We start from the raw sequence: 26163 nt of genomic DNA on the forward strand, positions 1-26163 counted from the left end.
CTTGGCAAGCTGACAGCAACTCGCTCTTTCATTCCACACACTCTTTGAAACAAATGGCCGTGCACAAACAAAGTCTCTTGGTATTCAGTACGCTGTTAGTAGCAGGGTTCGCTGTCGCAGCGCCGCAGATAGCGCTCTCAGCAGAAACATCAGTTCAAGTCAACCCTCAAAATAATTCAAATTTAGATGCTCTGCTGCGACAAGGGCGCGAGTTTGTAGATTTAGGAGACTACAGTAAGGCGATCGCCATTTATCAGGAAGCGGCGCGTTTAGATACAGAAAACCCGCGCATTTTTTCTGGTATTGGCTATTTAGAAGCGCGTCAAGGCAACTATCAAGCCTCAGTGGAATTTTACCAACAGGCGATCGGTCTAGAACCGAACAATGCTGACTTCCAATACGCCTTAGGATATGCTATGGCAAATTTGCAAAACTATCCCGCAGCAGCCACAGCTTACCGCCGCGCCGCTGTGCTCGATCGCAAAAATGTCAATGCCCGGATCGGTCTGGGAGTGGTACTCTTTCAGCAAAAAGATTACAGCGGTTCTTTTAAAGCATATCAAGAGGCGATCGCCCTCGATCCAAAAAGTTGGCAAGCTTATTCTTCAATGGGTTTAGTATTGATCCAGCAGGGAAATTTTGCCAGTGCTGTCACCGTGCTCCAAGAAGCAGCCGAACTCGCTCCCAAACAAGCGGGTGTCCAGTTAAAATTAGGCACTGCTTTGCTGCGTGCCGGCTATACTTCCGAAGGACTAGCAGCTTTTGAAGAAGCTGCCAAATTGGAGCCCCGCAATCCAGAAGTGCAGCTAGAAATTGGCGCACTTCTCCAGACACAAAAGGATTTCGACGGAGCGCTGGTAGCTTATCAGCGGGCTCTTGCGGTGCGACCAAATTTAGTGGAAGCACACGCAGGAATTGGGGAAATTCAACTGGAAAAACAAGATTTTTTAGGAGCGATTGCCACTTTTAAGCGAGTGATTGGGCTCGATCCAGACCGGGCAGAAGCTTATTACAATATGGGTACGGCACTCCAAGCGCGCGATCGCAAATCCGAAGCAATTGAAGCTTTTCAACAAGCGCTCGACACTTACCGCCAGCAAGGCAACAATGATGGTGCACAAAAAGCTGAGGCGGCGCTCCAGCAACTAAAATAATATGTCTCAATGTACTAATAGGTAATTGACTAGCAGTTTTGAGTGTGGAGTAAGTAAGTTTCGTTTCCTAGGGCTTAACTCCTTCCAATCGCAGTGTTTCAAGGAAAAAAGCCATCTCAAAACTGTTTCTATTACCTATTCCCTATACCCCCTTTCCTCTTCCTTGTTCCTTGTTACTTCTTTGCTTAATTTTTTAAGTGTATGCAGATAAATGTGGCTAAATAGAGTATAATATTTGCGCTATTTGAGAAAGGCGCTCGCTCTGTAAGTTTAAGAAGAAATAAAGGCGATCGCACAACAGCATTTTGTCAAAGCTCCCTCTTTTGTAAGATGCTAAAAGGGCTTACTGACAATGAATCTATTTCTATTGGTAGAGACAGCCAACTTGTTAACATTTGTAAAATAAGCAAAATATCCTATCCCCAGAGCTTCATCTATGCAAACGTATGATGTCATTATCATAGGCGCAGGTCACAACGGACTCGTCTGTGCGTCTTATCTGCTGAAAGCTGGATATACTGTCCTCTTGTTAGAAAAACGTTCAGTTCCCGGCGGCGCGGCAACTACTGAAGCTGCCATTCCCGAATTACCGGATTTTAAATTCAACCTTTGCGCGATCGACCACGAATTTATCCATTTAGGGCCAGTTGTAGAAGAATTAGAACTGGAAAAACACGGTTTAGAATATCTTTTCTGCGATCCAGTTGCCTTTTGTCCGCATCCCGACGGCAAATATTTCTTAGCGCACAAATCTGTAGAAAAAACTTGTGCTGAAATTGCCCGCTACAACGAGCGCGATGCTAAAAAATATGCCGAATATACAGACTTTTGGCAGCGGGCTTTAGGTGCAATGGTTCCGATGTTTAATGCGCCACCAAAATCCATCATAGATATTCTGGGCAACTACGATATTTCCAAGATCAAAGATTTATTGTCAGTCATCGGTTCCCCCGACAAAACGCTGGACTTTATTCGCACAATGCTCACCAGCGCTGAAGACATTGTTAACGAGTGGTTTGACGAGGAATTTATCAAAGCACCCCTAGCAAGATTCGCCTCGGAACTCGGCGCGCCTCCTTCGCAAAAAACCCTGGCTGTAGGCGCAATTATGCTGGCAATGAGACACAATCCTGGCATGGCAAGACCGCGCGGAGGGACGGGTGCATTAGTGCAAGCACTGCTTAGTGTAGTGAAAAGTTACTCTGGTGTGGTACTTACCGACCAGCACGTCGAGAAAATATTAATTGATGACGGTCGCGCTGTGGGAGTTCGAGTTGCCGGCGGCACGGAGTACCGCGCTACAAAAGGTGTCATTTCTAATATTGATGCTAAGCGCTTGTTTCTGCACTTAATGGATTCCAGCGATGTTGACAGTGCCGACCCGGATTTGCGGGAAAGATTGGAGCGCAAAATTGTTAACAACAACGAGACTATTCTCAAAATAGACTTAGCTCTCAATGAAGCGCCTAGATTCGAGCGCTGGAATCATCGGGACGAATATTTAATCGGTTCTGTGTTGATTGCAGACTCGGTGAGACACGTTGAAATTTCTCACAGCGACCCTTCAATCGGCAGAATCCCCGACTCTGACCCCTCGATGTATGTAGTGTTTCCGACGGTACTAGACCCGTCAATGGCTCCCCCCGGACATCATACGGCTTGGATTGAATTTTTTGCTCCTTACATGATCGAAAATGCTGAAGGAACCGGCCAGCACGGTACGGGTTGGACGGATGAGCTGAAAAACAAAGTTGCCGATCGCTGCATTGATAAATTAGCAGAATATGCACCTAATATCAAGAATTCCATTATCGGCCGCCGCGTGGAAAGTCCGGCGGAATTGGGAGAGCGTTTGGGGGCTTTGAAGGGGAATTATTACCACGTTGATATGACGCTGGATCAGATGATATTTTTCCGTCCTTTGCCGGAGTTGGCGAATTACAAAACGCCGATCGACGGTTTGTTTCTGACGGGGGCGGGAACGCATCCGGGCGGAGCGATTTCGGGGATGCCGGGACGCAATACGGCTCGCGTTTTCATGCACTCGCAGCAGCCTTTCGCGCAGACTTTGGCAGATGCGGCTAATACTCTGAAAGCGAAGGGTAAGTCGGTATTTCGGAGTAATGAGAAGTAAGATTTTTTAAACCGCAGATGAACGCAAATAAACGCAGATGAATCACATCTGCGTTTGTTTGTATTCATTTATCAGTCTGTGAGTACGAGAATTTTTTCTGGTTGATTCCCGGTGAAGGGAAAACGATTGGCGATCGCCCTCAATACCCTTTCTAAATCGGGAGCATCTTTCGCCAATGTTGGCTGCTCCTCCCGTTCGGTCAAATCTGTTAAAATATTCAGGATGAGCATTGCTAAATGTTCATCAGCATTATCCAACAAACTCAATAGCTTCTCGATATCTTCTTTCGCCCCCAACCAGTACCTCGCTCCCAGCAATTCAGCTTTTACTGATAAAGGAAGCTCTAATTTTAGATACTCTTCAAGTTTTGGCAATAGCTGCGGCGTACCTAAAAGCCCGATCGAATTAGCAGCATACCCTCTAACTGCTTTATCTTCATCAACATCAAGCAGTGAAAGCTCCAGAGTTTCTATAGCTGATGGTTCTTCTAAATATCCAAGAGTTTCTGCTGCTGATGCGCGAACCAGTGCTGAAGGGTCATGTCTGAGAATATATTCTATCGGTACAACCGCAGGACTATAACCAAGTTCTCCCAATGCCTCAACTGTTTCAGACCTAACCAGTTCTTCAGGATCGTTTAGCAAAGGCATTAATGCAATGCCAACTGTCTCCACTTCCTCTGAACCCAGATAACCTAATGCCTCGGCTGCATCGGCTCTAATTGATTCATCGGCGGATTTTAGCAATCTTAATATCTTCGGTACAGCCTCATAAACTTCTGCATCTACAAGCTGTATCAATGCTTCTGTTTGCAGGGTATAATCATCTGAATCGCAATAATCTAGCAGTGTTTCAGTTGTCAGCTTATCCATAATTTTTGCACCTCCCTAAATTTTAGTGCTTCCAGCCTAGGTTATTTTCACACTTAGTCAGTTAAATTGAATGGCATTACGCAAGTATCAAAATGACTAAGTGTGAGTGATTCGACCTCCCCCAAAACTCTCTGAATTTCGTGGTACTACACTAATTGCAGACTAATTTTGGGCGATCTTTCTTTGAGCAGCTTACCTTTTGGTCTTCTTCTTTTTGCCGCTGGCTCGGCTATGTCTGTCACCAAATAATTTCTGGGTGCTTTTAATTTTTTCCATTTTTTCTTTATCTTTATCGCGTTTAGCTTGCTGTTTCAATATTTCGAGTGCTTCAGGCCTATTTGAGGCTTTTTTTTCTTCGATTAGTTGCTTAGCTTCTTCTACAATACCTGTATCAGCTACATTACCTTCTGTTGTCATAGTGTTGGATTTTTGGTTTATTATACTTGTGTCATAGTGTTGGATTTTTGGTTTATTATAAGGGAGTATTAAAAATATTAGGGGCTGTTCATATTCTTATAGTCTAGCTCAGGCATGGAACCTTGTCAATACTTGGGTGGGGCTTTATTGAACTTGTCTGCAATTAGTTTGATGTATTGGTTTTCCCCGCCCCTCTGGGGTTATGGACAGTGGTGCAAGATATGAGTTATCACAAATTCATCCTTTGTGCAGATGCAAGTTATGCGTGAAAATATAGAAACTCAGATTAGCGTTACCCTTTTTTTAGCGATGGCAAACCGAGTTTTGATTGTCGGGGGCCGAGGACGAATTGGCAGCAGCGTTGCCCAAGACCTTGTTACCCATACCGACGCAGAAATTACCGTTACCGGACGCAACTCTGAAGCCTCTATTGGGCCGGGATTGCCGCCGGATCGGGTGCAGTACCAAACTTTTGATTTAGCGGACAGTGCAGCCCTGCAAAAAGCAGTTTCAGAGTCTAATCTTGTCGTTCACTGTGCGGGACCTTTTCACTACCGAGACGCCGGCGTGCTGAAAACTTGCATCGAAGCAGGTGTTAATTATACTGATGTCAGCGACAGCCGCAGTTTTACTCGCAGAGCTTTAGAATTGCGCGAAACTGCTAAAAATGCTGGGGTTACTGCTATTATTAATACGGGCATTTTCCCCGGCGTGTCTAATAGCATGGTGCGCCGAGATGTGGAACAATTAGATGAAGCAGAACACATCCATTTGAGTTATGTTGTCGGAGGTTCTGGCGGCGCTGGCGTTACCGTCATGAGAACTACTTTTTTAGGTTTGCAAATCCCTTTTGAGGTTTGGGAAGAGCGCAAGTGGCACCAAGTAAAACCCTACAGCAATCGCGAAACAATTGAATTTCCAGCACCCTACGGCAAAACAGGGGTTTACTGGTTCGATATGCCGGAAGCAATTACTTTGCCCGAAACTTTCGCCGTCAAATCAGTTGTGACTAAATTCGGTACGTCTCCCGACCTTTACAATCACCTTACCTGGTTTGTTGCTAAGTATTGGCCCGCTAGCTGGCTCCAAAATAACTCCGTGATTGAATTTCTCTCCTACGTCAGTTACGGGATGACCAGTGTTAGTAATAGTTTTAGTGGGGTTGGTGTAGCAGTGCGATCGCAAGTGACTGGTTTCAAAAACGGCAAACCGGCTAAAGTTTGCTCGACAGCGGTACACCCCAATGCTGCCGTCGCTACTGGCATTGGTACTGGCAGCATTGCTCAATTAATGTTAGAAGGTAAACTGGAAAAACCCGGCGTTTGGTCGGTAGAGCAAGCTCTTTCTACTGAACTATTTGAACAAGCGATGCAGAACAGAAACCTAGACATAGAGCAGGTTATTTTGTAGTTACTTAGGTTATTTATAGCAATTTCAAATGTTGGGAAATGTGATTTTTGCCCGAACTGCAAGGACGCGAAAGACGCGCCGAAAAAGAAGACTCAGGGGCTTCGTAATTGATGGGAAAACCCCTATCTAGGGTTTTTTGCAGGAATTGCGATCGCCTCTCATAGGAGATGAGTTCCGCTTGTCTAATTAATCTATCTTTTGGTAGAAGTAATAGTAACAAGCAGGCGCTTAAGATATGAGACATCACGAGAAACATCCCTTTTGGCTCGCTCTAGATGCGGTAGCTGCGACAAAGATTGCGCTTGAACCAAGGTTTTCAATGTGCGATCGCAGTGAAGGGGCGACAAACACCATAATTTTTGCGGAAAAATACGAGGAGAAGTTGATATGAAGCGGGTTTTAAAATCTCTCGGACAAACATTGATTCAAAGCATTTTGCTGGTCTGTACGCTGGCTTTCATTAGTCTGGTAGGTCTAGCGGTAGTACCCACTCAGGGTGCTTACGCAGGTCAAGACAGGACTGAGGCGCCGCCGGAAGCTAAAATTACTGACCCCGCAGAAAGGTTCGAGGATCTCAATCCCCAAGCAGCTTACGAAGATATAGTCAAAACTGCTCAAAATCCTGCAAAGGTCGAGAAAGTTTACGACGAAAGCTTAAAAGAGTACAAGGGAGAACACCCGCAAGAAGGCATAGTTCAAAAAGCTGAAGAGTTGATCGAAAAGGTCACGGGCAACTAATAAATCAACAGATTTCTATCTAACTCAAGTTGCTGGTAAATACAGAGTTTCCGTGAGTAGACTATTGAGCCGAGCTCAGGACTCACTTGAACATAACGCGGTAAGGTGCGAAATGCGTACCTTACCGCGTTATAGTTAGGGTGTAAAACCACTTTTGGCGTTCAAAACGGTTTTGTCCTTCCCCTTCTTTTTAAGGTAGCAGGTTCATCCTTAAGGCAGATGAATAGAGATGAATTTAAAAGGTACATTTAATAAGAGTTAGAGTTAGATAAAAGGAAAAAAATATCATGAGCGATGAGAAAAAAACGGTACATGAACCTGATGCTAACATCGACCCGCTGTCCGGGGAAACAGGGGCTCATCCAGTGGCAACCGGTATCGGTGCTGCGAGTGCAGGTGCTGCGGGTGCTGCGATAGGCGGCGCGATTGGCGGGCCTGTGGGAGCAGTTGTGGGAGCAGTTGTGGGCGCGTTTAGCGGCGGTTTGGCCGGCAAGGGTGTGGGCGAGGCGATCGACCCCACGGTAGAAGATGCTTACTGGCAAAGCAACTACAGTTCCCGTCCTTACGTGGACACGAGCGCAACTTACGAAGACTATCAGCCTGCGTACCGCACCGGTTATGAGGGATACACCCGCTATGGCAATACTGGTAAGAGCTTCAACGAGATTGAACCCGATTTGCAGCGCGACTACGAAACAAATCGCGGTAAATCTAATGTGACTTGGGACAAAGCGAAGCACGCCACGCGCGACGCTTGGGCTCGGGTGGAACGCCCTGTACCGGGCGACAGTGCCAAAGACGCCCGCTAAGGGCTTACGCCCAGTATTTCTCAGTCTTGGGCGCGCACAAATTCCAGCGTTCCGGCTTTGTGACCCGGGTTTCGCAATGCAGCCCAGTGTTTTGATAAAAAAACCCGGTTGCTGCGCCTTGGACTGTTGTTGATACATGGGACTATTTTTAACACGAGTTTAGCGAAGTTTTTGGGGATTTTCAGTCCCTCTCTACATAGGGGAGGGTATTTTTATGCTCCGTTGAAATCGCCTTTTTCAGCACGATTTTTATTTCATAGGAGTGCGAGCCTCTTGCTGGCTAGAGATGTAGAGGCTTTGCTGTGGGGGACGCTCGCACTCCTAAAAAACGCTTTTTACAAAATCGGGATGCTTCTGTTTGAGATTGACATTTTTTTTGACTATTAGCCTTAAAATTAAACTAATTCAGGACTGAGGCATCGATCGCATATTTTTGTCATTGTTCGCGATGTACATTAGCAATCGCAGCCGGAGCGGGAAAGCGTTCGTGGCCTCAAATCGGATAATTGTTAATCTAAATCCTCTGATTCAAAATCGGTATAAATTGTGAATGAAATGTTGGAAACAGCTTGGACACTCAAGCAAAATTTAATTGACTTTGTGCTGGATGCAGAGGGAGAGTTGGCGGTAGCTTTGGAAGCTTTTGCAGCAGCTCGATCGAGCGGCGAGCGCTATGATATTGCTCAGCAAAATCAAGTGATTGACAGTTTTACCATCGAAGGTAAAGTTGGAGAGAAAACGCCGATCGACTTTTTTGTCGAAAGTCAGCCGGATTTAACCGAGAGCGATCGCAGCTTGCTAGAAAGTTGGCAGCACAGAAGCTTCACCGGCTTATTTGAAATCACTCAACTTTCCCCCGACAGGTTTGAACTGATGAACTGGCTGACGGCTAAGCACTACGTTGTCAAGCCAAACAGCGCTAATTTCCTGCAAGAAATGTCTCGCTTTAAGTTAGGAGAAATCTTGCGAGCCCGGATTGCTCCTCTCACCGATGACTGGTGGATACTCTCGGGCCCTCCCATAGCGATGGGGAAATTGGGCAAGCCGAAGTTGGCGGTGGCGATCGGCAATTTCAAGCAAAATCACAAAAAGAACCTGTACAGCGATGCCCCGGAATTGTTAGAGCAAGCTTGGCAGTCAGTAGAAAAGTACCATGAAGATTTTACCGAATTTTTTGGCAGTGAGGAAGTAACGCTATCGGGATATCACTTAAATAAACAGTTGGCTGAATTTCAGGAATTTATCACTAAAAAACACCTAGCTGATATCGGCCTTGATGGAAGTAAATCTCTGGCGCAGATCGTTGAAGATGCCGGAGTCGATGCAGAAGAAGTTAAAGCAGCAGCTATAGCAGCAGCCGGTGCAGATCTTTCTTCCGTTGAGGTCGCAATCGATAGCGCTCCTCACTCAAAAATGGTAATCCCGAAAGTCGAATTGCCCGATCGCTTCAAGAAAGCCGAACAGGTGACAGCACTTTCTCATCCTCGCTGGGGACAAACCTTTTTGTCTACTTACGCTCAATTTACTGCACTGCTAGCAGCCGAAGACTTTTCAACCGTTCCGGGTTACGAGAAGCTGGTGCGTAACTATCTAGAAGATCCTGCAATTAATGCCTGGATTTGGCAACGGTTAGCTCAAGTTAATCCAGCGAAATTAGAACAAATTTTGCAAACTGTATTGGAACGTACAGACTTTCAGATCGATCGCGATTTAGATGCCCTGCTGCAAGAGTTTAAAAAACCCTTAGAACCCGAACTGCCGGAAATTGCCAGCGTTCCCCTGCACCTGCACAACTTATTTCAGGAAGCTTTAGGCGAAGTTAATAAGTCAAAGTCTAAACCGCAGGAGAAAAAGAAAAGCTCTAAAGGCTTTAAATCCTAACCAGCTAAGTTCGTGGCATTCCTACACGCTTTGCTATCGCATAAAGTGTAGGCTGCTAACCAACTCCACCTCATGCTATGCGCTAACGCGCCGGCTTCGCCAAGGGATACTCGATGAGATTGCCGCAGCCAAGGGAAACTAGGAAGAGAATGGCAATTTCAAGTACGAGTGCGATCGACCCTAGCCATTGTGGGCGCGTTAGTCTGCATCCCTCACATCATAAACAATTAAACAAGCTCACAGCTAACTGTGAGCTTATTGCCCGGTAACATAACTCAAATAGCTTTGCAGTCAGGACTTTAGTTTTTCTTCACCGCGATCGAAAGAACTGAAGTCCTTACTACAAAAACCTTTTGTTAATCTTCAACTCGTCGGACAGCCATGCGTTGCAGCGGCAGGCTGAGTATGCTAGAAGCAGTCAACAAGTAAGAAAGAACAGTAGTCAGCTTCAAACTGAGCAATAACCAGCTATCTTCTGGTAGGTGAAGTTTTAGCCCGAAAACAGAGATGCAGTAGACTATCCAGTAAGTAAAGCTCATCTTGATTAGGATTTCTTCGCTCAAAGTGCGCTCGTCCGTTGGCTGCGAGTTGCGATTATCGCCCAGCAGGACTAGACCCGCAATAGAAGCCACAAAAGAAACCATAACGAGATAGTCATGCCAGTTAAGCTCAACCATTTCTAAACTCCAGTTTTATCTTAATTTTTGGAATCAGACATCAGTCTAAAGGATAACTTTTCCCGCTCAAAGCAATAGTTACAAATTGAAACAGCCGGAGTTACAAATCGCAATGAAAATTCACCGCAACCGCCAGGAACCGGCGCGTTTAGTTAGCCGCCAAGGACAATTCCCGTTAAATATTGTCAAGCTGGGAGTACCTCGCCTGCATTTTGCCGACCTCTACCACAGGCTGCTAATTCTTTCTTGGCCGCGATTTTTCATGCTGATTTGTATTTCGTATACAGTCACAAATTCTTTATTTGCCTTAGCTTACTTGGCGGGAGGAGATTGCATTGCTAACGCGCGGCCGGGTTCTTTCCAAGATGCCTTTTATTTCAGCGTGCAAACAATGGCGACGATCGGCTACGGCTCTATGTATCCGCGTACTGATTACGCTAATACTATAGTCGCGATCCAAGCGCTTTTTGGTTTGTGGGGAGTCGCGATGGTCACGGGACTGGCTTTTTCGAGATTTTCTCGACCAACAGCTAGAGTTATCTTCAGCCGCGTAGCTGTGATCGCTCCTTTCAACGGCGTTCCGACTCTGATGTACCGCACTGCAAATCAGCGTTTTAACCAAATTTTAGAAGCGCAGCAGCGAGCTACTTTGATCCGCGACGAGGTAACAGCGGAAGGAGAATTTATGCGGCGTTTTTACGATTTGCAATTGGTGCGGAGTCACTCTCCGGTTTTTGCATTAACTTGGACGGTTATGCACGCAATTGAGGAGAGCAGTCCTTTGTACCAACTTACTGCCCAAGACTTGATGGATCAGCAAGCGGAAATTGTAATTACGTTAACAGGAATTGACGAAACTGTTTCGCAAACTATTCATGCACGACATTCTTTTGTGGCGTCTGAAATTATGTGGAATATGCGGTTTGTAGATATTCTTTTGAAATCGGCGACGGGAGGGCGGGTAGTTGATTATACTCGGTTTCACGATGTGCAGCCTGTTGAATGAAAGTTTTGAGTTAGCCACCAGTGCTAGAATACCTGTATGGCAAAAAAAAGTTAATATTTATGAACTCAATAACTGCAAATACGACACTGAAAGAATTGCAACCGCAACTCTTAGCTTTAACTCCCGAAGAGAAGGCTCAAGCTATAGAATTACTAGCCCAAAGTTTAAGAAAATTTTGGTCGGGAATTCAAAAGACTCCCGGCGTGTGCGGCGGCGATGCTTGCATCAGACAAACGCGAATTCCTGTTTGGGTGCTGGTGAATGCTCGCCGTTTAGGTATTTCTGAGGCTGAACTCCTAGAAGACTATCCGACTCTGCGTGCCGCTGATTTGGCGAATGCTTGGGCTTATGCTGAGGCATATCCTGATGAGATTGAAATAGCAATTCAAGACAATGAGGAAGATTGAAAAGTGGCGCGTTTCTATTAAAATAAACAAAATACTCCTCGTACTATGCGAATAATTCATACTGCTGACTGGCATTTAGGGCGACGTTTTCGAGGGATCGATCGCACTTTTGAAATTGCGATCGCCCTGGAACAGATTTTGAAGCAAGCAAAAGCCTTGGATGTTGATGCTGTGCTCGTTGCCGGTGACATTTTCGACGTGCCCAACCCTCCCGCTTACGCCGAACGCATTGCTTATAACTTTTTCTGCGAACTCCAAGCCGCCGGAATTCCCGCAATTGCGATCGCCGGTAATCACGATTCGGCATCCCGCATCGACAGCATCGCGCAATTGCTTTCCCTGGCTGGTGTTCGCGCTTTAGGCAAACCCAGGCGATCGGCAGACGGCGGCACAATTACTCTCAATACAAAAAGCGGTAAACTTTGTGTAGGAGCAATGCCTTTTGCTTCCGAACAAAGACTGTTAGATGCTAATTCTCTGTGGCAGTCTGGCGATGCCGATCGCCGAAAAGATTACCGCGAAATAGTAGCATATTTAATCGAAGATTTAACCAGGGATTTTAGAGACAATACTGTCAATCTTCTCATGGCACACATGAGCATTGACGGCGCTCGATTGGCAAAATCTGAAGTCGCTTATTACACGCGAGAAAAATACCTGCTGTCAGCGCAAACCCTGCCCCCGGAAGCTCAGTATGTTGCCCTCGGACACATCCACATTCACCAGCGGGTTTCTGAGACTTCTCCCGCTTATTATTCGGGTTCTTTGATTCAGTTAGATTTTGGAGAAGCGGAACAGGAAAAAGGATTTTGCTTGATAGAAGTTGAGCCGGGAAGTCAGGCAAAGGTGGAATTTAAGCCTGTGGCTTGCCACAAGCCGTTAAAAGTGCTTAAATGTCATAACGACAATCTTGATGAAACTTTAGAAGCTCATCAGTACCATCCGGGTTTCTTGAAAGTAATTGTCGAACTAGACAGTCCGCAAATCGGACTTGCAGATCGTGTGCGCCAAATCTGTTCTCAAGCGCTGTTAATTGAACCGCGCTATCCAGATGCAGCGCTAGAAGCAACAGAAATAACTAATATCGATCCCAATAATTTCGATCCGGCAGCCGAGTTTTGCAACTATTATCAAAACCGCTTGGGAACGACACCGAAACCGATAGTATTGGAGGAATTTCAAAATTTGTATAAGAAGTTTAAGGAAACAGTTAACAATTAAATGGGTAAAAAGATACAATCCCAAATCCAAAATCTCAAATTTCAAATAGTTTTAACACTGAAACCCACGCTCAATGTCGCTTGTAGTCGAGTCTAGATCCCCCTAAATCCCCCTTAAGAAGGGGGACTTTGATAATACTCTTGTTCCCCCCTTGTTAAGGGGGGTTAGGGGGGATCGGGAAGACTGTAGAAGGAAGACAGTAGACCTGAATATAACAATCTAAAACCCCACATCCCCAATCTAAAATCAGTATGCGTCCACTCGAACTTATTCTCGAAGGATTTACCAGCTTCCACCGCGAACAGCGTTTAGATTTTTCTCAACTCGATTTGTTTGCAATTACTGGTGCTACAGGCGCGGGCAAATCTTCACTGCTAGATGCCATGACTTACGCTCTTTTTGGTACTACTACTCGCAGTGGCAAACAAGTAAGTGATTTGGCGAGTCAAGGCAGCGAAAATTTAAAAGTGCAGTTGCGTTTTGCTGTGGGTTCGGCACAGTATCGGGTGACGCGAAGGTGGCGTTTTCGTCCGAAATCTCCCGAAAATAAGGTGATTTTGGACAACTGGCAAAATGGTCAATGGGAAACTTTGGGGACGAGTATCGTTGCTGTTCAAAATACGATTGAACAGATTTTAGGAATGGATTTTGATACTTTTACGCGAGCCATTGTTTTGCCTCAAGGTAAGTTTGATGAGTTTATTAAAGGCGATACTTCAAAACGCCGGGAAATTTTGCGGCAGTTAGCGGGATTTGAGATTTTTGAGCAGATGCGGAAGGAAACAAATGAACTCGCAAAGTTGCTGAAACAGGAACGGGAAATGGTGGAAAGGCAGCTAGCGGATTTAAGTGCGCCGACGGCGGATGAGGTGGATCAAAGACGATCGCAACTTTTGATTTTAGAGCAGCAGTTGCCTGAATTCGATCGCGCTGTGATGAAAGCTCAAAAGAATCTAGATGAAGAGGAACAGCTATTTTCGCAAATTGCTCGCTGGCAAGAGCTACAACAAGAACTGGCTAAATTAAATGCTAATTCTGCTGAGGTTTCAATTTTAGCACAGGGTTTAGACAGAGCGCAAGCTGCCAATCATTTACAGGGAGATTGGGCTTTAGTGCGATCGGCTCGCAGTCAGTATGAAACTGCCCAAAGTGCCTCGGTGGCAGCGCGAAAGCAGTTAATTAAAGCTCGCTCTGAGCTAGCAGTAGAGCAGCAGCAACTTGACGCGGCAAAAGCGAAAGAAGAGGTGCTAGCGCCACAAATTAAGGCTCGCGAAGATGCTCTAGCTGCTGCTAAAGTATATGAAGAACAGCGCGCTCAATTAGAAAAAGAAGTGGCGCTTGCCCAAAAAATTCAACAGGAAAAACTCCGCTTTTTTATGGCAGCAGATAAAGAACTGCAAGCTGCTAACACTAAAATTCAAGGCGCGGGTTTTCGAGTTACTCAAGCAGCGGCACAGCTCGAACAGTATTCGCTGGGAGGAAAGCGTTTAGAGCAATTGCAGCAAATTTCACCCTTATTGATGGAAATTCAGCTAATTACCAAGCAGCAAAAGACTCAGCAAGAACAGTTGGATAAATCTCTGGCAGAGAAGGAAAGGGTTCAACACAATTATGTGGAGGTTGCCACTAATTTAGAAGCAGCCGAAATCCGACTAAAAGAGTGCGATCGCGAGTTAGAAGCTGCCCAAACCGCTAATGCGGAAGCGGCACGTTTAGAGAGTGTTGCTGCTGTCAGAATGTCGCTGAATTCTGGGGATACTTGCCCGGTGTGCGGGGGGGTGCATCCTGAGAGCGATCTGCTCCCTCCTTTGCCCAATTCTAATATTGTCGATGTCGCTGATTTGCGCCGGAAATTGGCGGATGCAAATCAGGTTTTTCAAGATGCTCAAAGGCTGGCTGCTGAGAGAAAAAGTGCAGTTGCTGCCTGCCTGCAAAAAGAGTCGGAAATTGCTCAAATGTTGGAATTAACCGCGAATAAAGTTGCCGAATTGCAGCAGGAAATCACTCAAGTTCTGGAGACTCATCATTGGGAAAGCTTGGGGTTGCAACAGGAGTTGACCATCCTTAAAGAGAGCGATCGCCAATACCGCCAAACCGAACAGCAGTTCCAACTCGCATCATTGGAATATGATAATTTTCAACAAAAATTTAATTTTGCTGTGGCGACTCAAGCAGCTAAACAGCAGGAATATCAAGATGCGATCGCCGAATCAGACCGCCGCCAGCAGCAGTTGCAAAGTTGTGTAAATGCGCTTTATCAAATTACCGAATATCAACCTTATGCTAATTTAGCAAAAGTCTTAGAACAAGACAAGCAAGACTTGGCCAATCTGTTGAAAGTTGCCGAAAAGTCCTATCAAACTGCTCAAAATAAGGTTATTCAAGCAGCAGAGAGAGAGCAACAAGCTGGAGAAGTTTTTGGACAAACCCAAGCCCAAAAACATCAGCTAAACCTGGATTGGTCAGCAAAATTAACAGCGGCTGATTTCACAGAAGAGACATTTTTAGCAGCGGTTGCGACAGTTAAGGAACAATCAGAATGGGAAAATGCTATTCGCTCTCACCGCGAATCCAAAATTCAGTTAGAGACGCGGGCAAAAGATTTGAGCGAGGCGATCGCAGGCCGAACTACCGATGAGAATACTTTAGCACAAGTGCGATCGGCAAAACATACCGCCCAAGAAAACCTCAAACAAGCCAACAACAACCGCGCCGAACTGTTAGCTTGGATTCAAGTAGCAGCCCAAAATCTCGAACAAGCCGAAAGACTGTCACAACAAATCACAAATTTCACAGAACAAGAGCAAACTTATCACACCTTAGCGCAGAATCTCAAATCCAACGAATTTCAATCCTACATTTTAGAACATTTAGAAGCCGAATTAGTCGGCAGTGCCACATTAATTTTGCAAGAATTAACCGAAAATCGCTACAAATTAAAAAACCAAGACGGCGAATACTGGGTAGCAGATAATTGGAACGGCGGCGAAGCTAGACGAGTCCGCACTCTTTCCGGCGGTGAAACCTTTGCCACTTCCTTATCAATGGCTTTAGCTTTGTCAGAGAAACTGTCTCAAGGAGCTCACTTGGGCAGCTTGTTTCTCGATGAAGGATTTGGCACTTTAGATACCGAAACTCTCGAAAGCGTTACTCAAATTTTAGAATCTTTGCGCCAGCGAGACAGGCTGATTGGAGTGATTACCCACGTTCGAGAATTGGGAGAAAGATTGCCCGCACAAGTTAAAGTTTCCAAATCCCCGCAAGGTTCTAAAATAGAAGTACATAGATCCTGAAGTGGAGAGGCGCGTGCGTGCAATAGTAAACTTGCTTAAGGACGTACATTATCACTAAACCTGCCCCTACAATTACCTATAATATATGATGAAAAATCACGCGACTCGAATGCAATCGGTACAGTCGCCCATAATTCCAGTAGTTGGCGAACTGATTCGCCAAAATCCGGGAACAATATCTTTAGGACAAGGCGTAGTTTACTACAATCCGCCACAAGAATCATTTGAAAAAATCCCCGATTTTTTTGCAAATTCCGACAATCACAAATACAAAGCAGTCGAAGGAATTCCACAATTACAGGATGCAATCGCCGCCAAACTAAAAACAGATAACGACATAAAAATTAATAGCAAAAACTGCATTGTCGTTACCGCCGGCAGCAACATGGGATTTACCAACGCCATTCTCGCTATCACTTCCGCGGGAGACGAAGTTATTATCCAATCACCTTATTACTTCAATCACGAAATGGCGGCAATTATGGCAAATTGCCGGCCAGTGATAGTAGAAACCGACGCCAACTATCAACTTAATATCGATGCTATAAAAAAAGCCATTACTGACAAAACGCGAGCCATCGTCACCGTTTCACCCAACAACCCAACTGGCGTCGTTTATCCTTCCGAAGCACTCCGGGAAGTTAACGAAATATGCCGCCAGCACAACATCTATCACATCAGCGACGAAGCCTACGAATATTTTACTTATAACGGCGTCAAACACTGTTCGCCCGCCGCTTTTCCGCACAGCAGCGAACATACAATTTCTCTATTTAGCCTCTCCAAAGCCTACGGTTTTGCCAGTTGGCGGATTGGGTATATGGTAATCCCAGAACACTTGCTCGTTTCAGTGAGAAAGATTCAAGATACAATCTTAATTTGTCCGCCCGTAATTTCTCAGTATGCAGCCCTGGGAGCCTTGCAAGTTGGTAGAGGTTACTGCGATAATTATGTAAGGGCGATCGCATCTGTGCGCCAACTCGTATTAGACGAACTCAATACCATCCCAAACTTGTGTACAATTTCCCCAGCCGCTGGAGCTTTCTACTTTTTCTTGAAAGTTGATACTGAACTCGATACAATGGAATTAGTAGAACAATTAATTCGGGAATATCACGTAGCAGTGCTTCCCGGTACAACCTTTGGGATGGATAGTGGCTGCTATTTGCGCGTTGCTTATGGTGCTTTGGAGAAAGCAACCGCCACCGCAGGTATTAGGAGATTAGTTAAAGGTTTGAAGACAATTTTAAACAAGTAAAATAGGAATTTTAAACATGGTTGCCACGAACTTGAAAGCAAATACACATATTCAAGATACCTCCGCTGCCAAACTGGCAGACTTGCGCGATTTGATGGCAGATTACGACTTAGATTGCTATTTAATCCCAGCGGTTGACGAACACTTAAATTTATCAGTTCCAGCAGCCAAGCAGCGGCGAGCTTGGATGTGCGGTTTTACGGGTTCCGCCGGCGATTTGTTGGTTGGCAAAGATTCCGCTTGGTTGTTTGTGGATTCCCGCTATTACGAACAAGCCGAATTGCAAGTCGATACTGGAATTATTCAAATATCGAAACTCGGCTTAGAAGGAAATTTTACCTTAATTGAAACTTTAGAAAAACGGGCTGTAGAATCGGCAGAAAAATCAAGGAGAATTCGCCTGGGTTTTGACCCGTTTACTGTAGCGACAGAGCAATATCAAAATTGGGTAAAAAAATTTGCAACTGCGGAGATTGATATTATACCAATCCCGGAGAATTTGACAGACAAAGTGCGATCGCAAACTCCTTGGCAAACAGCAGAGACTTTACCCGCGATTGATGCAGAGCCCATATTTAGCTTACCTGTATCCCTGACAGGAGAAACCGCCGCCGAAAAATTAGCCAGAGTCAGGGAAGCGATGCAAAAAGCCAATATCGATGTGCTTCCGATTACCAACCTGAATCAAATAGCGTGGCTGTTCAATCTCCGAGGCTCGGATATTCCCCACATTCCCATTTTCATCTCCTATGCCATTGTCACCACAGATTCAGCGTTTTTGTTTACAAATCCCGAACGAATTTCGCTAGAAATCAAGCAAGAATTGCGGGCGGATGTAACTTTGCTTCCCTACGCAGACTATCCGCATACATTAGAATCTTGCGTAAATTTGCCACATAAAGTTCGGGTACTTTTAGACCCGAAGCACAGCACAGCAGGCACGTACCAGTTAATATTAAACCATCAAGAAGCGCAGTTTTACAACATCGAAATAGTTTTTGAGACACATCCGGTAGAAGGGATGAAAGCTCGCAAAAATCCCGTAGAAATTGAGCAGATGAAATCAGCTAATTTCAAAGCAAGTCGAGCGAAAACTTTGACTTTAAAGTGGTTGACAGAACAGCTAGAAAATGGTAATGTAGTTACCGAGTTTGATGTCAAAGAAAGCATCGAAAAATTTTACCAAGAAGAAACCGATTTTCAGACTTTAACTTTTAGAACGATCGCCGGTGCGGGAGCCAATAGCTCGATCGTACATTACGGAACCCCCAGCCCTGAAATAACGTTAAAACCGGGGGAACTGCTGTTATTGGACTCAGGGGCGCAATATTTAGCAGGTACAACCGACGATACCAGAACAGTAAGTATCGGAGAACCGACGGCGCTACAAATAGAACACTACACAACAGTCTTAATCGCGCACATCAACTGTGCAATGCAGCAATTCCCCAAAGGAACAACGGGAGCGCAATTAGATGCGATCGCCCGTGCGGTATTATGGCAACAACAGCTAGACTACGGACATGGCACCGGGCACGGAGTCGGCGCGTTTTTAGCCGGTCACGAAGGGCCAAACGGCATCAGCAAATCTGTGCAGTATCCCCTGGAAGCCGGAATGGTAACGAGCATCGAACCGGGATATTACGAACCGGGATGGGGCGGAATTCGCATCGAAAATCTCTATGTTGTCAGGGAAATGCCATCAAAAAACGGTACAGTTTGGTACGGATTTGAATCGCTGACGTATATTCCGTTTGAGCGCAAATTGATAAATGTCGATCGGCTGTCAAAGACTCAACTAGCATGGTTGAATAATTATCATGCTGCTGTAGTCGAGAAACTGGAACCCGTACTTGATGCAGCAACAATTGAATGGTTGACACAAGCCTGCGCTGCGTTAGGTAAAATGGATGTTACTGTTAGCCAATAAGCCGATCGTACTCTGCGTGCGCGCCGATCCAAAATCACAAAATACCCTGCTCAATCCCTATACCCAAAGCTCGGTAGTCTTGTCCGGCTCTGACTGACCAATACTTGCCGACTTTTTTGAAATGCAGCGATGGATGAGTTGGATCGGCTTTGAGTAATTCGTAACATCGATCGGCTGAAAGCTTTACGGTTTCAGGTAAAGCGTTGTAGCATTCCCAAAATCGACGAGTCGTGTAGTGCATCAAATTTCCCGATAGCGCCCCGCCTCAAAATCTGCGATCGCCTCCTGGGCTAAATCTTCCAACTTACCGCCAGCAATATCTTGTTCTAACTGATCGTCCCAACGCCGATAATCCAACTCAAGAAACCATTCAAAAAGTTGATGAAACTTATCTGGTGGTAGATCCAGGATAGCGGCTTCAATTTGCTCGATCGTCAACATAGAACTTGTGACCTCTAGCTAGCCCTATCTATCAAAATTATACTTATAAAGCTGGTGACAGGATTTGAACCTGCGACAGGCTGATTACAAATCAGCTACTCTACCAACTGAGTTACACCAGCAGTGAAACTTAATATAGCAAACTTATAGTCATTAGCGCAACCCCCCCAGCCAACTTTTTTTCAAATTCGCTCAAAACCCCTCCCCGTAAGGGCAAAACCGAAATTGTCTGCCCGCTGCCCACAGCCCACTGCCAATTAACTAATCGCAGCGCCAAATCTTAATCGTCTGATCCGCACTGCCGCTGGCGAGCAAATTGCCCGAAGGTGCGATCGCCACCGAGTACACCGTACCCGAATGTCCCTTAAGAGTGCTCAACAGCTCCCCGGTCTGCAAATTCCAAATATTAATCGTATTATCATCGCACCCGCTAGCCAAAGTCAAACCGTCCCGACTGATAGCAACCGACTCGCCCCGACTCACATAATTCTGCAAAATATGCACCGCCTCATTCATTCCTAAATTCGTTACACCCTTTCCCCTCCCAGAATTAGTATTTAAAATCCGCAACAAACTGCCCGTCTGCAAATTTCGCAGCTTAATCGTATAATCATTGCTGACGCTAGCAAGAATCTGACCATCCGGCGCGATCGCCACAGAATTCACCCCAACATTCAACCCCGAAAGAGTCCGCAGCAACTTGCCACTTTCCACATCCCAAACCTTGCTCGTCGCATCCGAACTGCCACTCGCCAATATTTTACCGTCCGGGCTAAAAACCACCGAATTCACATTGTCAGAATGACCCTTCAAAGTCCGCAGCAACTCACCACTCCGCAAATTCCACAGCTTAATCGTATTATCAGCCCCGCCGCAGCTAGCAATTACCGGGCGCTTCGGGTTAATCGCCACCGAATTCACCTCCATAGAATGTCCGGGAAAAGTACACAGCAAATCGCCGCTGTGCAAATTCCAAAACTTAATTGTTTCGTCCGAACTGCCGCTGACCAACATTTTTCCGTCATAGCTAATAGCAACCGAATTTACGCGATCGGAATGTCCCGTCAGAGTGCCAATTAATTCCGTGCTTTCTAAATCCCAAATCTTAATAGTTTTATCCCAACTACCGCTAGCCAAAATTTTGCCGTCAGGGCTAATCGCCAGAGAATTCACAAACGATGAATGTCCTGGCACCGTATATACACACCGCCATTTCTGATGTTTTAATTTGTGAGCTAATTCCTTCACCCGCTTAGATGCTGCCTCAGCTTCCTCTCTGCGTTTGAGTTCAGCCTCCTCCAAACGCTGGCGTTCCGCCCTAGCTTTCGCCTCTCGCAGCGCCAGCCGCCGCATCTCTCCCTTAGAGACTATTCGCTGCTGCTCCTGAATTTCTTTAAGAGTTTCAATATACGGTTGAGCCCAATCTTTAGAAAACCATTCCTGAGCAAATTCCGCCTCTAATTTAAATAACTGAGGTTCGTGAGTAAAATCGATATTTAAATAATACAAATCAGCTAAAAAAGCCGCCAATAACTTGTGAATAGTCACAATTATTTGCCGAATAATCCGCAGGCTCAGCTTTGTATCTTTTCCCTCCGCCTCCAACTGGTGATAAACCTCTTCCCAATTCCAAGGCTGCATCGCCACTAGAGAAACGCTCTGATTGATGACTCCCCAAAAACCAACATGAAAATTAACTTCATAATCGCTGATATCGCTGTACAGTATAGCTGTCGGTACGGGAGACAACACAGTCTGTAACCGCTCCACATCAATATCAGAAATCGATTTTTTGAAATAGTCTCCGTAAAACTGAACCGGGCACAAATCTCCGTGCGGGGGGTAGTGCTGGTTCAAAAAAGCTCTTAACTTAGCCGGCAGCTCGATATTCAGATTGTGGCGAAACGAATCGGGGCAATCTTCGCTAATTTTTGCGGGAGCAACTAACAGCAGCAATCGGTGCTGCTGCTGCTGCAAAATCTGTTCAGTTTCCTGCCTGCTCAAATTAGAAAACCAGTTGTCCCTGTCCCAAATAGTTTGAATTTCGTTCAGCTTAACTCGAATTGCTTCTGATTGAAACTCCCGCATTAAGTCGCGGCAAAGTTTGCTAATTGCCCGCTTATCTCTTACTTCTTGTGCCTTAATTCGATTAGCCCGTTCTTCCTTTACCCATTCTTCTGCGTCGGCGATCGCGATTAATTCTTGTTCTCTGGCCTGCTGCCGCTGCAAATATCTTACTTGTGCTTTAATCCAGCGGGGATCTTTTTTGATTTGCTGGTTCAAAGCTGAAGAACCAGACGGCTCAATTTCTGCATAACGTTCGTTGACAGCGCTTGCGCCCAATCTTTCTCCTAATTCAGAGGCTACAGGCTTCAACAGTTCAATTAGGGTGTCTGAGACGGGGCGGGGTAAGGACATACCAGTTAAAACTTTTTCTTACTTAAGGACGATCGCGCGAGTCAGGCATATCTCGCTGGGGCAGGGCTATTACATTTGGGCGATCGGCCGATGGTATATGTAAGGCGTATCGTGCAGGCGTATCGTGCAGCCGCGCCAGCTTAGCACCTTAACTCAATAATAATATTTATTTATAGACTTTACATTTTACCCCGAATCTGAATCCAAACCACCGACGGAAAAGACTTCAGGATATGCGATCGACCCTGAGTTCCCCCAATTTGTTTTTTTTGTTGCCTTTTGACTTGCTCTTGTCTATAATCGTACTTCACAACCATAATTACGGTATTCCGACCTAATAACCGTACTTTTACTAGAGGAACAAATATAATGAGCCCGTGGCAACGCCTAACTCAACACCTTCACTGGCCACAACAGCCACCAGCCAGCACAAATCAATCATTTACGGCGCTCAAAAGATTTGTGTCGCTATTTTTAGTGGGAATAACTTTAAGTCTAGCCGTTGCATCCTGCGGCCAGGGAACCACCAATAACCCCGCAGCCAACAAAGGCGGTGCTACCCCAGCAGCCAACAAAGGCAACGTAGAATTAACCCTAGTATCCTTCGCCGTCACCAAAGCCGCCCACGAAGCCATAATTCCCAAATTCATAGAACAATGGCAAAAAGAAAAAGGCCAAACCGTAACCTTCAACCAAAGCTACGGCGGTTCCGGTTCCCAAACTCGGGCCGTAATTGACGGTTTAGAAGCAGACATCGTACACCTAGCCCTCGCCCTCGACACTCAAAGAATCGAAAAAGCCGGACTCATTGAGCCTGGGTGGGAAAAAGAAGTCCCCAACGAAGGGATAGTCAGCAAATCCGTAGCAGCAATAGTCACCCGCGATGGCAATCCCAAAGGCATCAAAACCTGGGAAGATTTAAGCAAAGACGGAGTAAAAGTGATTACTGCCGATCCCAAAACATCAGGCGTTGCGCGCTGGAATTTCCTGGCACTCTGGGGTTCGGTTCTTAAAACCGGAGGAGACGAAACCAAAGCATTAGACTTGACTACTAAAGTTTACAAAAACGTCCCCATCCTGACTAAAGACGCCCGCGAAGCCACCGACGTATTTTTCAAACAAGGTCAAGGCGACGCCTTAATTAACTACGAAAACGAGATTATCCTGGCTGGTCAGAAAGGTGAAAAACCAACTTATACTATTCCAGAAGTCAATGTTTCGATCGACAATCCCATTGCCATCGTCGATAAAAACGTTGATAAACACGGCACTCGCGAAGTTGCCGAAGCATTTGTCAAGTTTCTGTACACCCCAGAAGCTCAGCGAGAATTTGCCAAAGCCGGCTTCCGCCCAGTAGATGCGACAGTAGCGGCGGAACCAGAATTTGTCCAAAAATATGCCCCCATCAAAACCCTATTTACAGCTCAAGACTTAGGCGGTTGGGGAGATATTCAGCAAAAATTCTTCGATGACGGAGCTATTTTTGACAAAATTCAAGGTTCAATTAGACAGTAGTGGCCGGGGCAGGTTTACGAGATGATTGGTTTTAGGCAATTATTATTGGTAAAACCAGCCCCGGAGCGCAATTATTCTTTCCACCTCAAAACTATTCACTTATGGCTGAATCATCTGCAATCAGTAACCCTCAATCTCCGATCGAAAATATCAAAAGGGCGATCGGCAAAATAACATTACCTTGGGGAATCACCCTAGGCTACCTCAGCTTAATGCTATTTCTCCCAGTTACAGCATTGCTGCTGAAAGCCAGCACAGCAAACCCCGCCGAATTTTGGAAAATTGCCACCAGTCCGATCGCCCTTTCCGCCTACGATGTCACCTTCTTTACGGCATTAATTGCGGCATTAATTAACGGAGTCTTCGGCACATTAATTGCCTGGGTATTAGTCCGCTACGACTTTCCCTTAAAACGGATTGTCGATGCAATCGTCGATTTGCCTTTTGCACTGCCCACTTCCGTCGCCGGTTTAACTCTCGCCACAGTTTACAGCGATAATGGCTGGATTGGTTCGCTTTTTGCACCTTTGGGAATCAAGATATCCTTTACTCGCTTGGGCGTAGGTATAGCGATGATATTTATTTCTTTGCCATTTATAGTTAGAACCGTACAGCCAGTTTTAAACGAGATGGAAAAAGATATCGAAGAAGCAGCTTGGTGCTTAGGTGCTTCTCAATTTCAAACCTTCTGGCGAGTAGTTTTGCCGCCGCTATTTCCGTCTATTTTAACCGGAGTAGCACTCGGATTTTCGCGAGCGGTTGGCGAGTACGGATCTACTGTAATTGTAGCTTCTAACATACCGTTCAAAGATTTAATCGCGCCAGTATTAATTTTTCAAAGATTGGAACAGTACGACTATGCAGGAGCAACAGTTATAGGCACTGTCATGTTAGGTATTTCCCTGGCAATGCTGTTCGCAATTAATCTCTTACAAGCATGGAGAAGACGCTATGACGGCTAATATCAATTCACCCGCTGGTTACACATTTCCGCCCGCAGGTTCTAGTCGGAGTCAGGAAAAAGTTTGGGTAAAACCAACTTTAATCGGAATTGCGATCGGCTATCTCGCTCTTGTCTTATTTATCCCTACTCTCAACGTTTTTTATCAAGCTTTCAGAAAGGGATTTGAGCCATTTTTGTCTAACTTAACTTCGCCGGATTTTCTGCACGCAGCGCAACTTACCCTGGTAATTTCTCTGATAGTTGTGCCTATAAATACAGTATTCGGTTTGTGTGCAGCCTGGGTAATTGGTCGCAACAAATTTCGGGGACGCACCCTATTAATCAGCCTTTTAGACGTGCCTTTTGCCATCTCTCCCGTAGTTGCAGGTTTAATGATTGTACTGCTTTACGGTCGGCTGGGATGGTTCGGGCCGTGGTTGGAGGCTGCAAATATCAGGGTTATTTTTGCCTTTCCTGGAATGGTGCTGGCTACTGCTTTTGTTACCTTGCCTTTTGTGGCCCGCGAAGTGATTCCTGTTTTGGAAGAAGTGGGGACAGATCAAGAAGAGGCGGCGAAAACTTTGGGAGCAAATGACTGGCAAATTTTCTGGAATGTCACGCTTCCGAGTATTCGCTGGGGATTGCTTTACGGAGTAATTTTGACCAATGCTAGAGCAATGGGAGAATTTGGAGCCGTCTCTGTGGTGTCGGGAAATATTGCTAAAAAAACGCAAACTTTGCCTTTGTTTGTAGAGGATGCTTACAAGCAGTACGCGACGCAAGCCGCATTTTCTGCGGCGGTAGTTCTCGGTCTTTTAGCAGTTGTTACCCTCGTGCTTAAGGAGATTTTAGAACGAAAAACTAGGATCAAAGAAGTTGAAGAATAGTCATTAGTCATTAGTCATTAGTCATTAGTCATTAATCATTAGTCATTAGTCATTAGTCATTAGTCATTAGTCATTAGGGCTTTAAGGTGCGCGCTGTGAACCTCATCCCTTAAACCAGGCATTAGTATGGTGCGGCGCTAGCGACAATCTGGTTGGAAGCTCGAAAATCTCACAGCGACGCACCCTACAATATCTTGGTGCAAAATGTAAACTGAAACAAACATTAGGAGTCCCAAATGTTAGCTCACAACACTAGCGAATCTGAATTTGAGGCGCTCGGCGATTTTCACAGAACCCAAGAATCAGATATTCCCAAATCTGATAGTGGTGACAGCAGACCAACTCAAACCCGCATTCGCATTCGTGTTCCTAAAGAATATCATCAGGAACCTGTCATCTCTAACCTGATTTCTGAATACGGTTTGACAGTCAATTTTAATGCCGCTTTGTTGGGGGTCAAAACTTTAGATGACGGTTGGTTTGACTTGGAACTTAACGGTACAAGTAAACAGATTGAAACGGCTCTGATTTATCTCAATGATTTAGATGTGGAAATCTGGAGCAATTCCAATAATCCCGATGAAGAAAGTTGGTAATTAGTGAGTCTTGGACGCACACAAATGGAAGAGGATTTAATATTCGGGACTGCCACGCCAAATTTTCTTTCCTCTTCCCGGTTTATTGAGTCTAATAGTCTCTAGGAATGTTAGTCATGACTCAGCATTCATTAGTCCTATCTATTCCTGTAAAAT

At 45.4% G+C, this 26163-nt stretch carries 23 protein-coding genes and 1 tRNA gene; 16 read left to right on the forward strand and 8 right to left on the reverse strand.

Annotated elements, in window-relative coordinates; translation table 11 throughout:
• The first annotated feature begins 53 nt into the window (after positions 1 to 53).
• Positions 54 to 1154, forward strand: a complete 1101-nt coding sequence (locus tag QUA70_RS00285; RefSeq protein WP_333344683.1) for a tetratricopeptide repeat protein — start codon at positions 54 to 56, stop codon at positions 1152 to 1154.
• Positions 1155 to 1590: 436 nt separating this feature from the next.
• A complete protein-coding gene (crtO, locus tag QUA70_RS00290; RefSeq protein WP_333344681.1) occupies positions 1591 to 3288 on the forward strand; it encodes a beta-carotene ketolase CrtO in 1698 nt (565 codons plus the stop codon).
• A 71-nt stretch (positions 3289 to 3359) separates the two neighbouring features.
• On the opposite strand, the gene QUA70_RS00295 is transcribed toward crtO, so the two are convergent.
• Complete coding sequence (locus QUA70_RS00295; RefSeq protein ID WP_333344679.1) at positions 3360 to 4160, reverse strand: HEAT repeat domain-containing protein; 801 nt, start codon at positions 4158 to 4160, stop codon at positions 3360 to 3362.
• 192 nt (positions 4161 to 4352) lie between these two features.
• Positions 4353 to 4577: a polymorphic toxin type 34 domain-containing protein gene (locus tag QUA70_RS00300; protein WP_333344677.1), complete on the reverse strand. Its 225-nt coding sequence runs from the start codon at positions 4575 to 4577 to the stop codon at positions 4353 to 4355.
• Positions 4578 to 4886: 309 nt separating this feature from the next.
• On the opposite strand from QUA70_RS00300, the gene QUA70_RS00305 reads away from it, so the two are divergent.
• Positions 4887 to 5987, forward strand: a complete 1101-nt coding sequence (locus QUA70_RS00305; RefSeq protein ID WP_333344743.1) for a saccharopine dehydrogenase NADP-binding domain-containing protein — start codon at positions 4887 to 4889, stop codon at positions 5985 to 5987.
• A 13-nt stretch (positions 5988 to 6000) separates the two neighbouring features.
• Here the strand turns inward: QUA70_RS00305 and QUA70_RS00310 are convergent, their stop codons facing one another.
• Positions 6001 to 6231, reverse strand: a complete 231-nt coding sequence (locus tag QUA70_RS00310) for a hypothetical protein (RefSeq protein WP_333344675.1) — start codon at positions 6229 to 6231, stop codon at positions 6001 to 6003.
• Positions 6232 to 6374: 143 nt separating this feature from the next.
• Between QUA70_RS00310 and QUA70_RS00315 the strand changes: the two genes are divergently transcribed.
• The 3 genes from QUA70_RS00315 (at position 6375) to QUA70_RS00325 (ending at position 9415) form a co-directional block, all read left to right on the forward strand.
• On the forward strand, positions 6375 to 6725 hold the full coding sequence (locus tag QUA70_RS00315) for a hypothetical protein (protein ID WP_333325485.1): 351 nt from the start codon (positions 6375 to 6377) through the stop codon (positions 6723 to 6725).
• 287 nt (positions 6726 to 7012) lie between these two features.
• Entirely contained in the window at positions 7013 to 7534 is a 522-nt protein-coding gene (locus QUA70_RS00320) for a hypothetical protein (protein WP_333344673.1), read from the forward strand.
• A 555-nt stretch (positions 7535 to 8089) separates the two neighbouring features.
• Positions 8090 to 9415, forward strand: a complete 1326-nt coding sequence (locus tag QUA70_RS00325; protein ID WP_333344741.1) for a hypothetical protein — start codon at positions 8090 to 8092, stop codon at positions 9413 to 9415.
• Between the two features lie 356 nt (positions 9416 to 9771).
• Here QUA70_RS00325 and QUA70_RS00330 read toward each other — a convergent pair whose 3' ends face one another.
• Positions 9772 to 10092, reverse strand: coding sequence for a hypothetical protein (locus tag QUA70_RS00330; RefSeq protein WP_333325477.1), 321 nt, complete (start codon positions 10090 to 10092; stop codon positions 9772 to 9774).
• 112 nt (positions 10093 to 10204) lie between these two features.
• Here QUA70_RS00330 and QUA70_RS00335 point away from each other — a divergent pair, with 112 nt between their 5' ends.
• The 6 genes from QUA70_RS00335 (at position 10205) to QUA70_RS00360 (ending at position 19207) form a co-directional block, all read left to right on the forward strand.
• The gene (locus QUA70_RS00335; RefSeq protein WP_333344671.1) at positions 10205 to 11098 is read left to right on the forward strand and encodes an ion channel; all 894 of its coding nucleotides are present in this window, start codon (positions 10205 to 10207) and stop codon (positions 11096 to 11098) included.
• A gap of 59 nt (positions 11099 to 11157) precedes the next feature.
• Positions 11158 to 11505 (forward strand): DUF433 domain-containing protein, encoded by a 348-nt coding sequence (locus QUA70_RS00340; protein ID WP_333325472.1) that lies wholly within the window; start codon positions 11158 to 11160, stop codon positions 11503 to 11505.
• Between the two features lie 45 nt (positions 11506 to 11550).
• Positions 11551 to 12726 carry an exonuclease SbcCD subunit D gene (locus QUA70_RS00345; RefSeq protein ID WP_333344669.1) on the forward strand — a complete coding sequence of 392 codons (1176 nt, stop codon included), beginning with the start codon at positions 11551 to 11553 and terminating at the stop codon, positions 12724 to 12726.
• Between the two features lie 251 nt (positions 12727 to 12977).
• A complete protein-coding gene (locus tag QUA70_RS00350) occupies positions 12978 to 16019 on the forward strand; it encodes an SMC family ATPase (RefSeq protein ID WP_333344668.1) in 3042 nt (1013 codons plus the stop codon).
• Positions 16020 to 16107: 88 nt separating this feature from the next.
• Positions 16108 to 17277, forward strand: coding sequence for a pyridoxal phosphate-dependent aminotransferase (locus QUA70_RS00355; protein WP_333344739.1), 1170 nt, complete (start codon positions 16108 to 16110; stop codon positions 17275 to 17277).
• A gap of 16 nt (positions 17278 to 17293) precedes the next feature.
• Positions 17294 to 19207 (forward strand): aminopeptidase P family protein, encoded by a 1914-nt coding sequence (locus tag QUA70_RS00360; protein WP_333344666.1) that lies wholly within the window; start codon positions 17294 to 17296, stop codon positions 19205 to 19207.
• 34 nt (positions 19208 to 19241) lie between these two features.
• On the opposite strand, the gene QUA70_RS00365 is transcribed toward QUA70_RS00360, so the two are convergent.
• The 4 genes from QUA70_RS00365 to QUA70_RS00380 all read right to left on the reverse strand — a co-directional run bounded on the left by QUA70_RS00365 (position 19242) and on the right by QUA70_RS00380 (position 22066).
• Positions 19242 to 19448 carry a hypothetical protein gene (locus QUA70_RS00365; protein WP_333344664.1) on the reverse strand — a complete coding sequence of 69 codons (207 nt, stop codon included), beginning with the start codon at positions 19446 to 19448 and terminating at the stop codon, positions 19242 to 19244.
• Positions 19448 to 19648 carry a hypothetical protein gene (locus QUA70_RS00370; RefSeq protein WP_333344663.1) on the reverse strand — a complete coding sequence of 67 codons (201 nt, stop codon included), beginning with the start codon at positions 19646 to 19648 and terminating at the stop codon, positions 19448 to 19450. The genes QUA70_RS00365 and QUA70_RS00370 overlap by 1 nt, the downstream gene beginning before the upstream one ends.
• Before the next feature lie 49 nt (positions 19649 to 19697).
• Positions 19698 to 19770: transfer RNA gene (locus QUA70_RS00375), tRNA-Thr, on the reverse strand.
• Positions 19771 to 19909: 139 nt separating this feature from the next.
• On the reverse strand, positions 19910 to 22066 hold the full coding sequence (locus tag QUA70_RS00380) for a WD40 domain-containing protein (protein ID WP_333344661.1): 2157 nt from the start codon (positions 22064 to 22066) through the stop codon (positions 19910 to 19912).
• 369 nt (positions 22067 to 22435) lie between these two features.
• Between QUA70_RS00380 and QUA70_RS00385 the strand changes: the two genes are divergently transcribed.
• From QUA70_RS00385 to QUA70_RS00400, 4 genes are all read left to right on the forward strand, one after another.
• On the forward strand, positions 22436 to 23581 hold the full coding sequence (locus QUA70_RS00385; protein WP_333325457.1) for a sulfate ABC transporter substrate-binding protein: 1146 nt from the start codon (positions 22436 to 22438) through the stop codon (positions 23579 to 23581).
• Positions 23582 to 23682: 101 nt separating this feature from the next.
• On the forward strand, positions 23683 to 24543 hold the full coding sequence (cysT, locus tag QUA70_RS00390) for a sulfate ABC transporter permease subunit CysT (protein ID WP_333344659.1): 861 nt from the start codon (positions 23683 to 23685) through the stop codon (positions 24541 to 24543).
• Positions 24533 to 25411, forward strand: a complete 879-nt coding sequence (gene cysW / locus QUA70_RS00395; protein ID WP_333344657.1) for a sulfate ABC transporter permease subunit CysW — start codon at positions 24533 to 24535, stop codon at positions 25409 to 25411. Before cysT ends, cysW begins: the two co-directional genes overlap by 11 nt.
• 236 nt (positions 25412 to 25647) lie before the next feature.
• The gene (locus QUA70_RS00400) at positions 25648 to 26007 is read left to right on the forward strand and encodes an NIL domain-containing protein (RefSeq protein WP_333344655.1); all 360 of its coding nucleotides are present in this window, start codon (positions 25648 to 25650) and stop codon (positions 26005 to 26007) included.
• The last annotated feature ends 156 nt before the right edge of the window (positions 26008 to 26163 follow it).

It is taken from the genome of Microcoleus sp. LAD1_D5 (assembly GCF_036702115.1).
Lineage (GTDB): Bacteria > Cyanobacteriota > Cyanobacteriia > Cyanobacteriales > Microcoleaceae > Microcoleus.

Bases quoted from the DNA above. Each gene is read 5' to 3' on its own strand.
- QUA70_RS00285 (WP_333344683.1), top strand. From the start codon at position 54: ATGGCCGTGCACAAACAAAGTCTCTTGGTATTCAGTACGCTGTTAGTA.
- QUA70_RS00365 (WP_333344664.1), bottom strand. From the start codon at position 19,448: ATGCACTACACGACTCGTCGATTTTGGGAATGCTACAACGCTTTACCT.
- QUA70_RS00350 (WP_333344668.1), top strand. From the start codon at position 12,978: ATGCGTCCACTCGAACTTATTCTCGAAGGATTTACCAGCTTCCACCGC.
- QUA70_RS00385 (WP_333325457.1), top strand. From the start codon at position 22,436: ATGAGCCCGTGGCAACGCCTAACTCAACACCTTCACTGGCCACAACAG.
- QUA70_RS00295 (WP_333344679.1), bottom strand. From the start codon at position 4,160: ATGGATAAGCTGACAACTGAAACACTGCTAGATTATTGCGATTCAGAT.
- QUA70_RS00370 (WP_333344663.1), bottom strand. From the start codon at position 19,648: ATGTTGACGATCGAGCAAATTGAAGCCGCTATCCTGGATCTACCACCA.
- QUA70_RS00335 (WP_333344671.1), top strand. From the start codon at position 10,205: ATGAAAATTCACCGCAACCGCCAGGAACCGGCGCGTTTAGTTAGCCGC.
- QUA70_RS00400 (WP_333344655.1), top strand. From the start codon at position 25,648: ATGTTAGCTCACAACACTAGCGAATCTGAATTTGAGGCGCTCGGCGAT.
- QUA70_RS00320 (WP_333344673.1), top strand. From the start codon at position 7,013: ATGAGCGATGAGAAAAAAACGGTACATGAACCTGATGCTAACATCGAC.
- QUA70_RS00355 (WP_333344739.1), top strand. From the start codon at position 16,108: ATGAAAAATCACGCGACTCGAATGCAATCGGTACAGTCGCCCATAATT.
- QUA70_RS00360 (WP_333344666.1), top strand. From the start codon at position 17,294: ATGGTTGCCACGAACTTGAAAGCAAATACACATATTCAAGATACCTCC.
- QUA70_RS00300 (WP_333344677.1), bottom strand. From the start codon at position 4,577: ATGACAACAGAAGGTAATGTAGCTGATACAGGTATTGTAGAAGAAGCT.
- QUA70_RS00380 (WP_333344661.1), bottom strand. From the start codon at position 22,066: ATGTCCTTACCCCGCCCCGTCTCAGACACCCTAATTGAACTGTTGAAG.
- QUA70_RS00330 (WP_333325477.1), bottom strand. From the start codon at position 10,092: ATGGTTGAGCTTAACTGGCATGACTATCTCGTTATGGTTTCTTTTGTG.
- QUA70_RS00310 (WP_333344675.1), bottom strand. From the start codon at position 6,231: ATGTCTCATATCTTAAGCGCCTGCTTGTTACTATTACTTCTACCAAAA.
- QUA70_RS00315 (WP_333325485.1), top strand. From the start codon at position 6,375: ATGAAGCGGGTTTTAAAATCTCTCGGACAAACATTGATTCAAAGCATT.
- cysT (WP_333344659.1), top strand. From the start codon at position 23,683: ATGGCTGAATCATCTGCAATCAGTAACCCTCAATCTCCGATCGAAAAT.
- crtO (WP_333344681.1), top strand. From the start codon at position 1,591: ATGCAAACGTATGATGTCATTATCATAGGCGCAGGTCACAACGGACTC.
- QUA70_RS00305 (WP_333344743.1), top strand. From the start codon at position 4,887: ATGGCAAACCGAGTTTTGATTGTCGGGGGCCGAGGACGAATTGGCAGC.
- cysW (WP_333344657.1), top strand. From the start codon at position 24,533: ATGACGGCTAATATCAATTCACCCGCTGGTTACACATTTCCGCCCGCA.
- QUA70_RS00345 (WP_333344669.1), top strand. From the start codon at position 11,551: ATGCGAATAATTCATACTGCTGACTGGCATTTAGGGCGACGTTTTCGA.
- QUA70_RS00340 (WP_333325472.1), top strand. From the start codon at position 11,158: ATGAACTCAATAACTGCAAATACGACACTGAAAGAATTGCAACCGCAA.
- QUA70_RS00325 (WP_333344741.1), top strand. From the start codon at position 8,090: ATGTTGGAAACAGCTTGGACACTCAAGCAAAATTTAATTGACTTTGTG.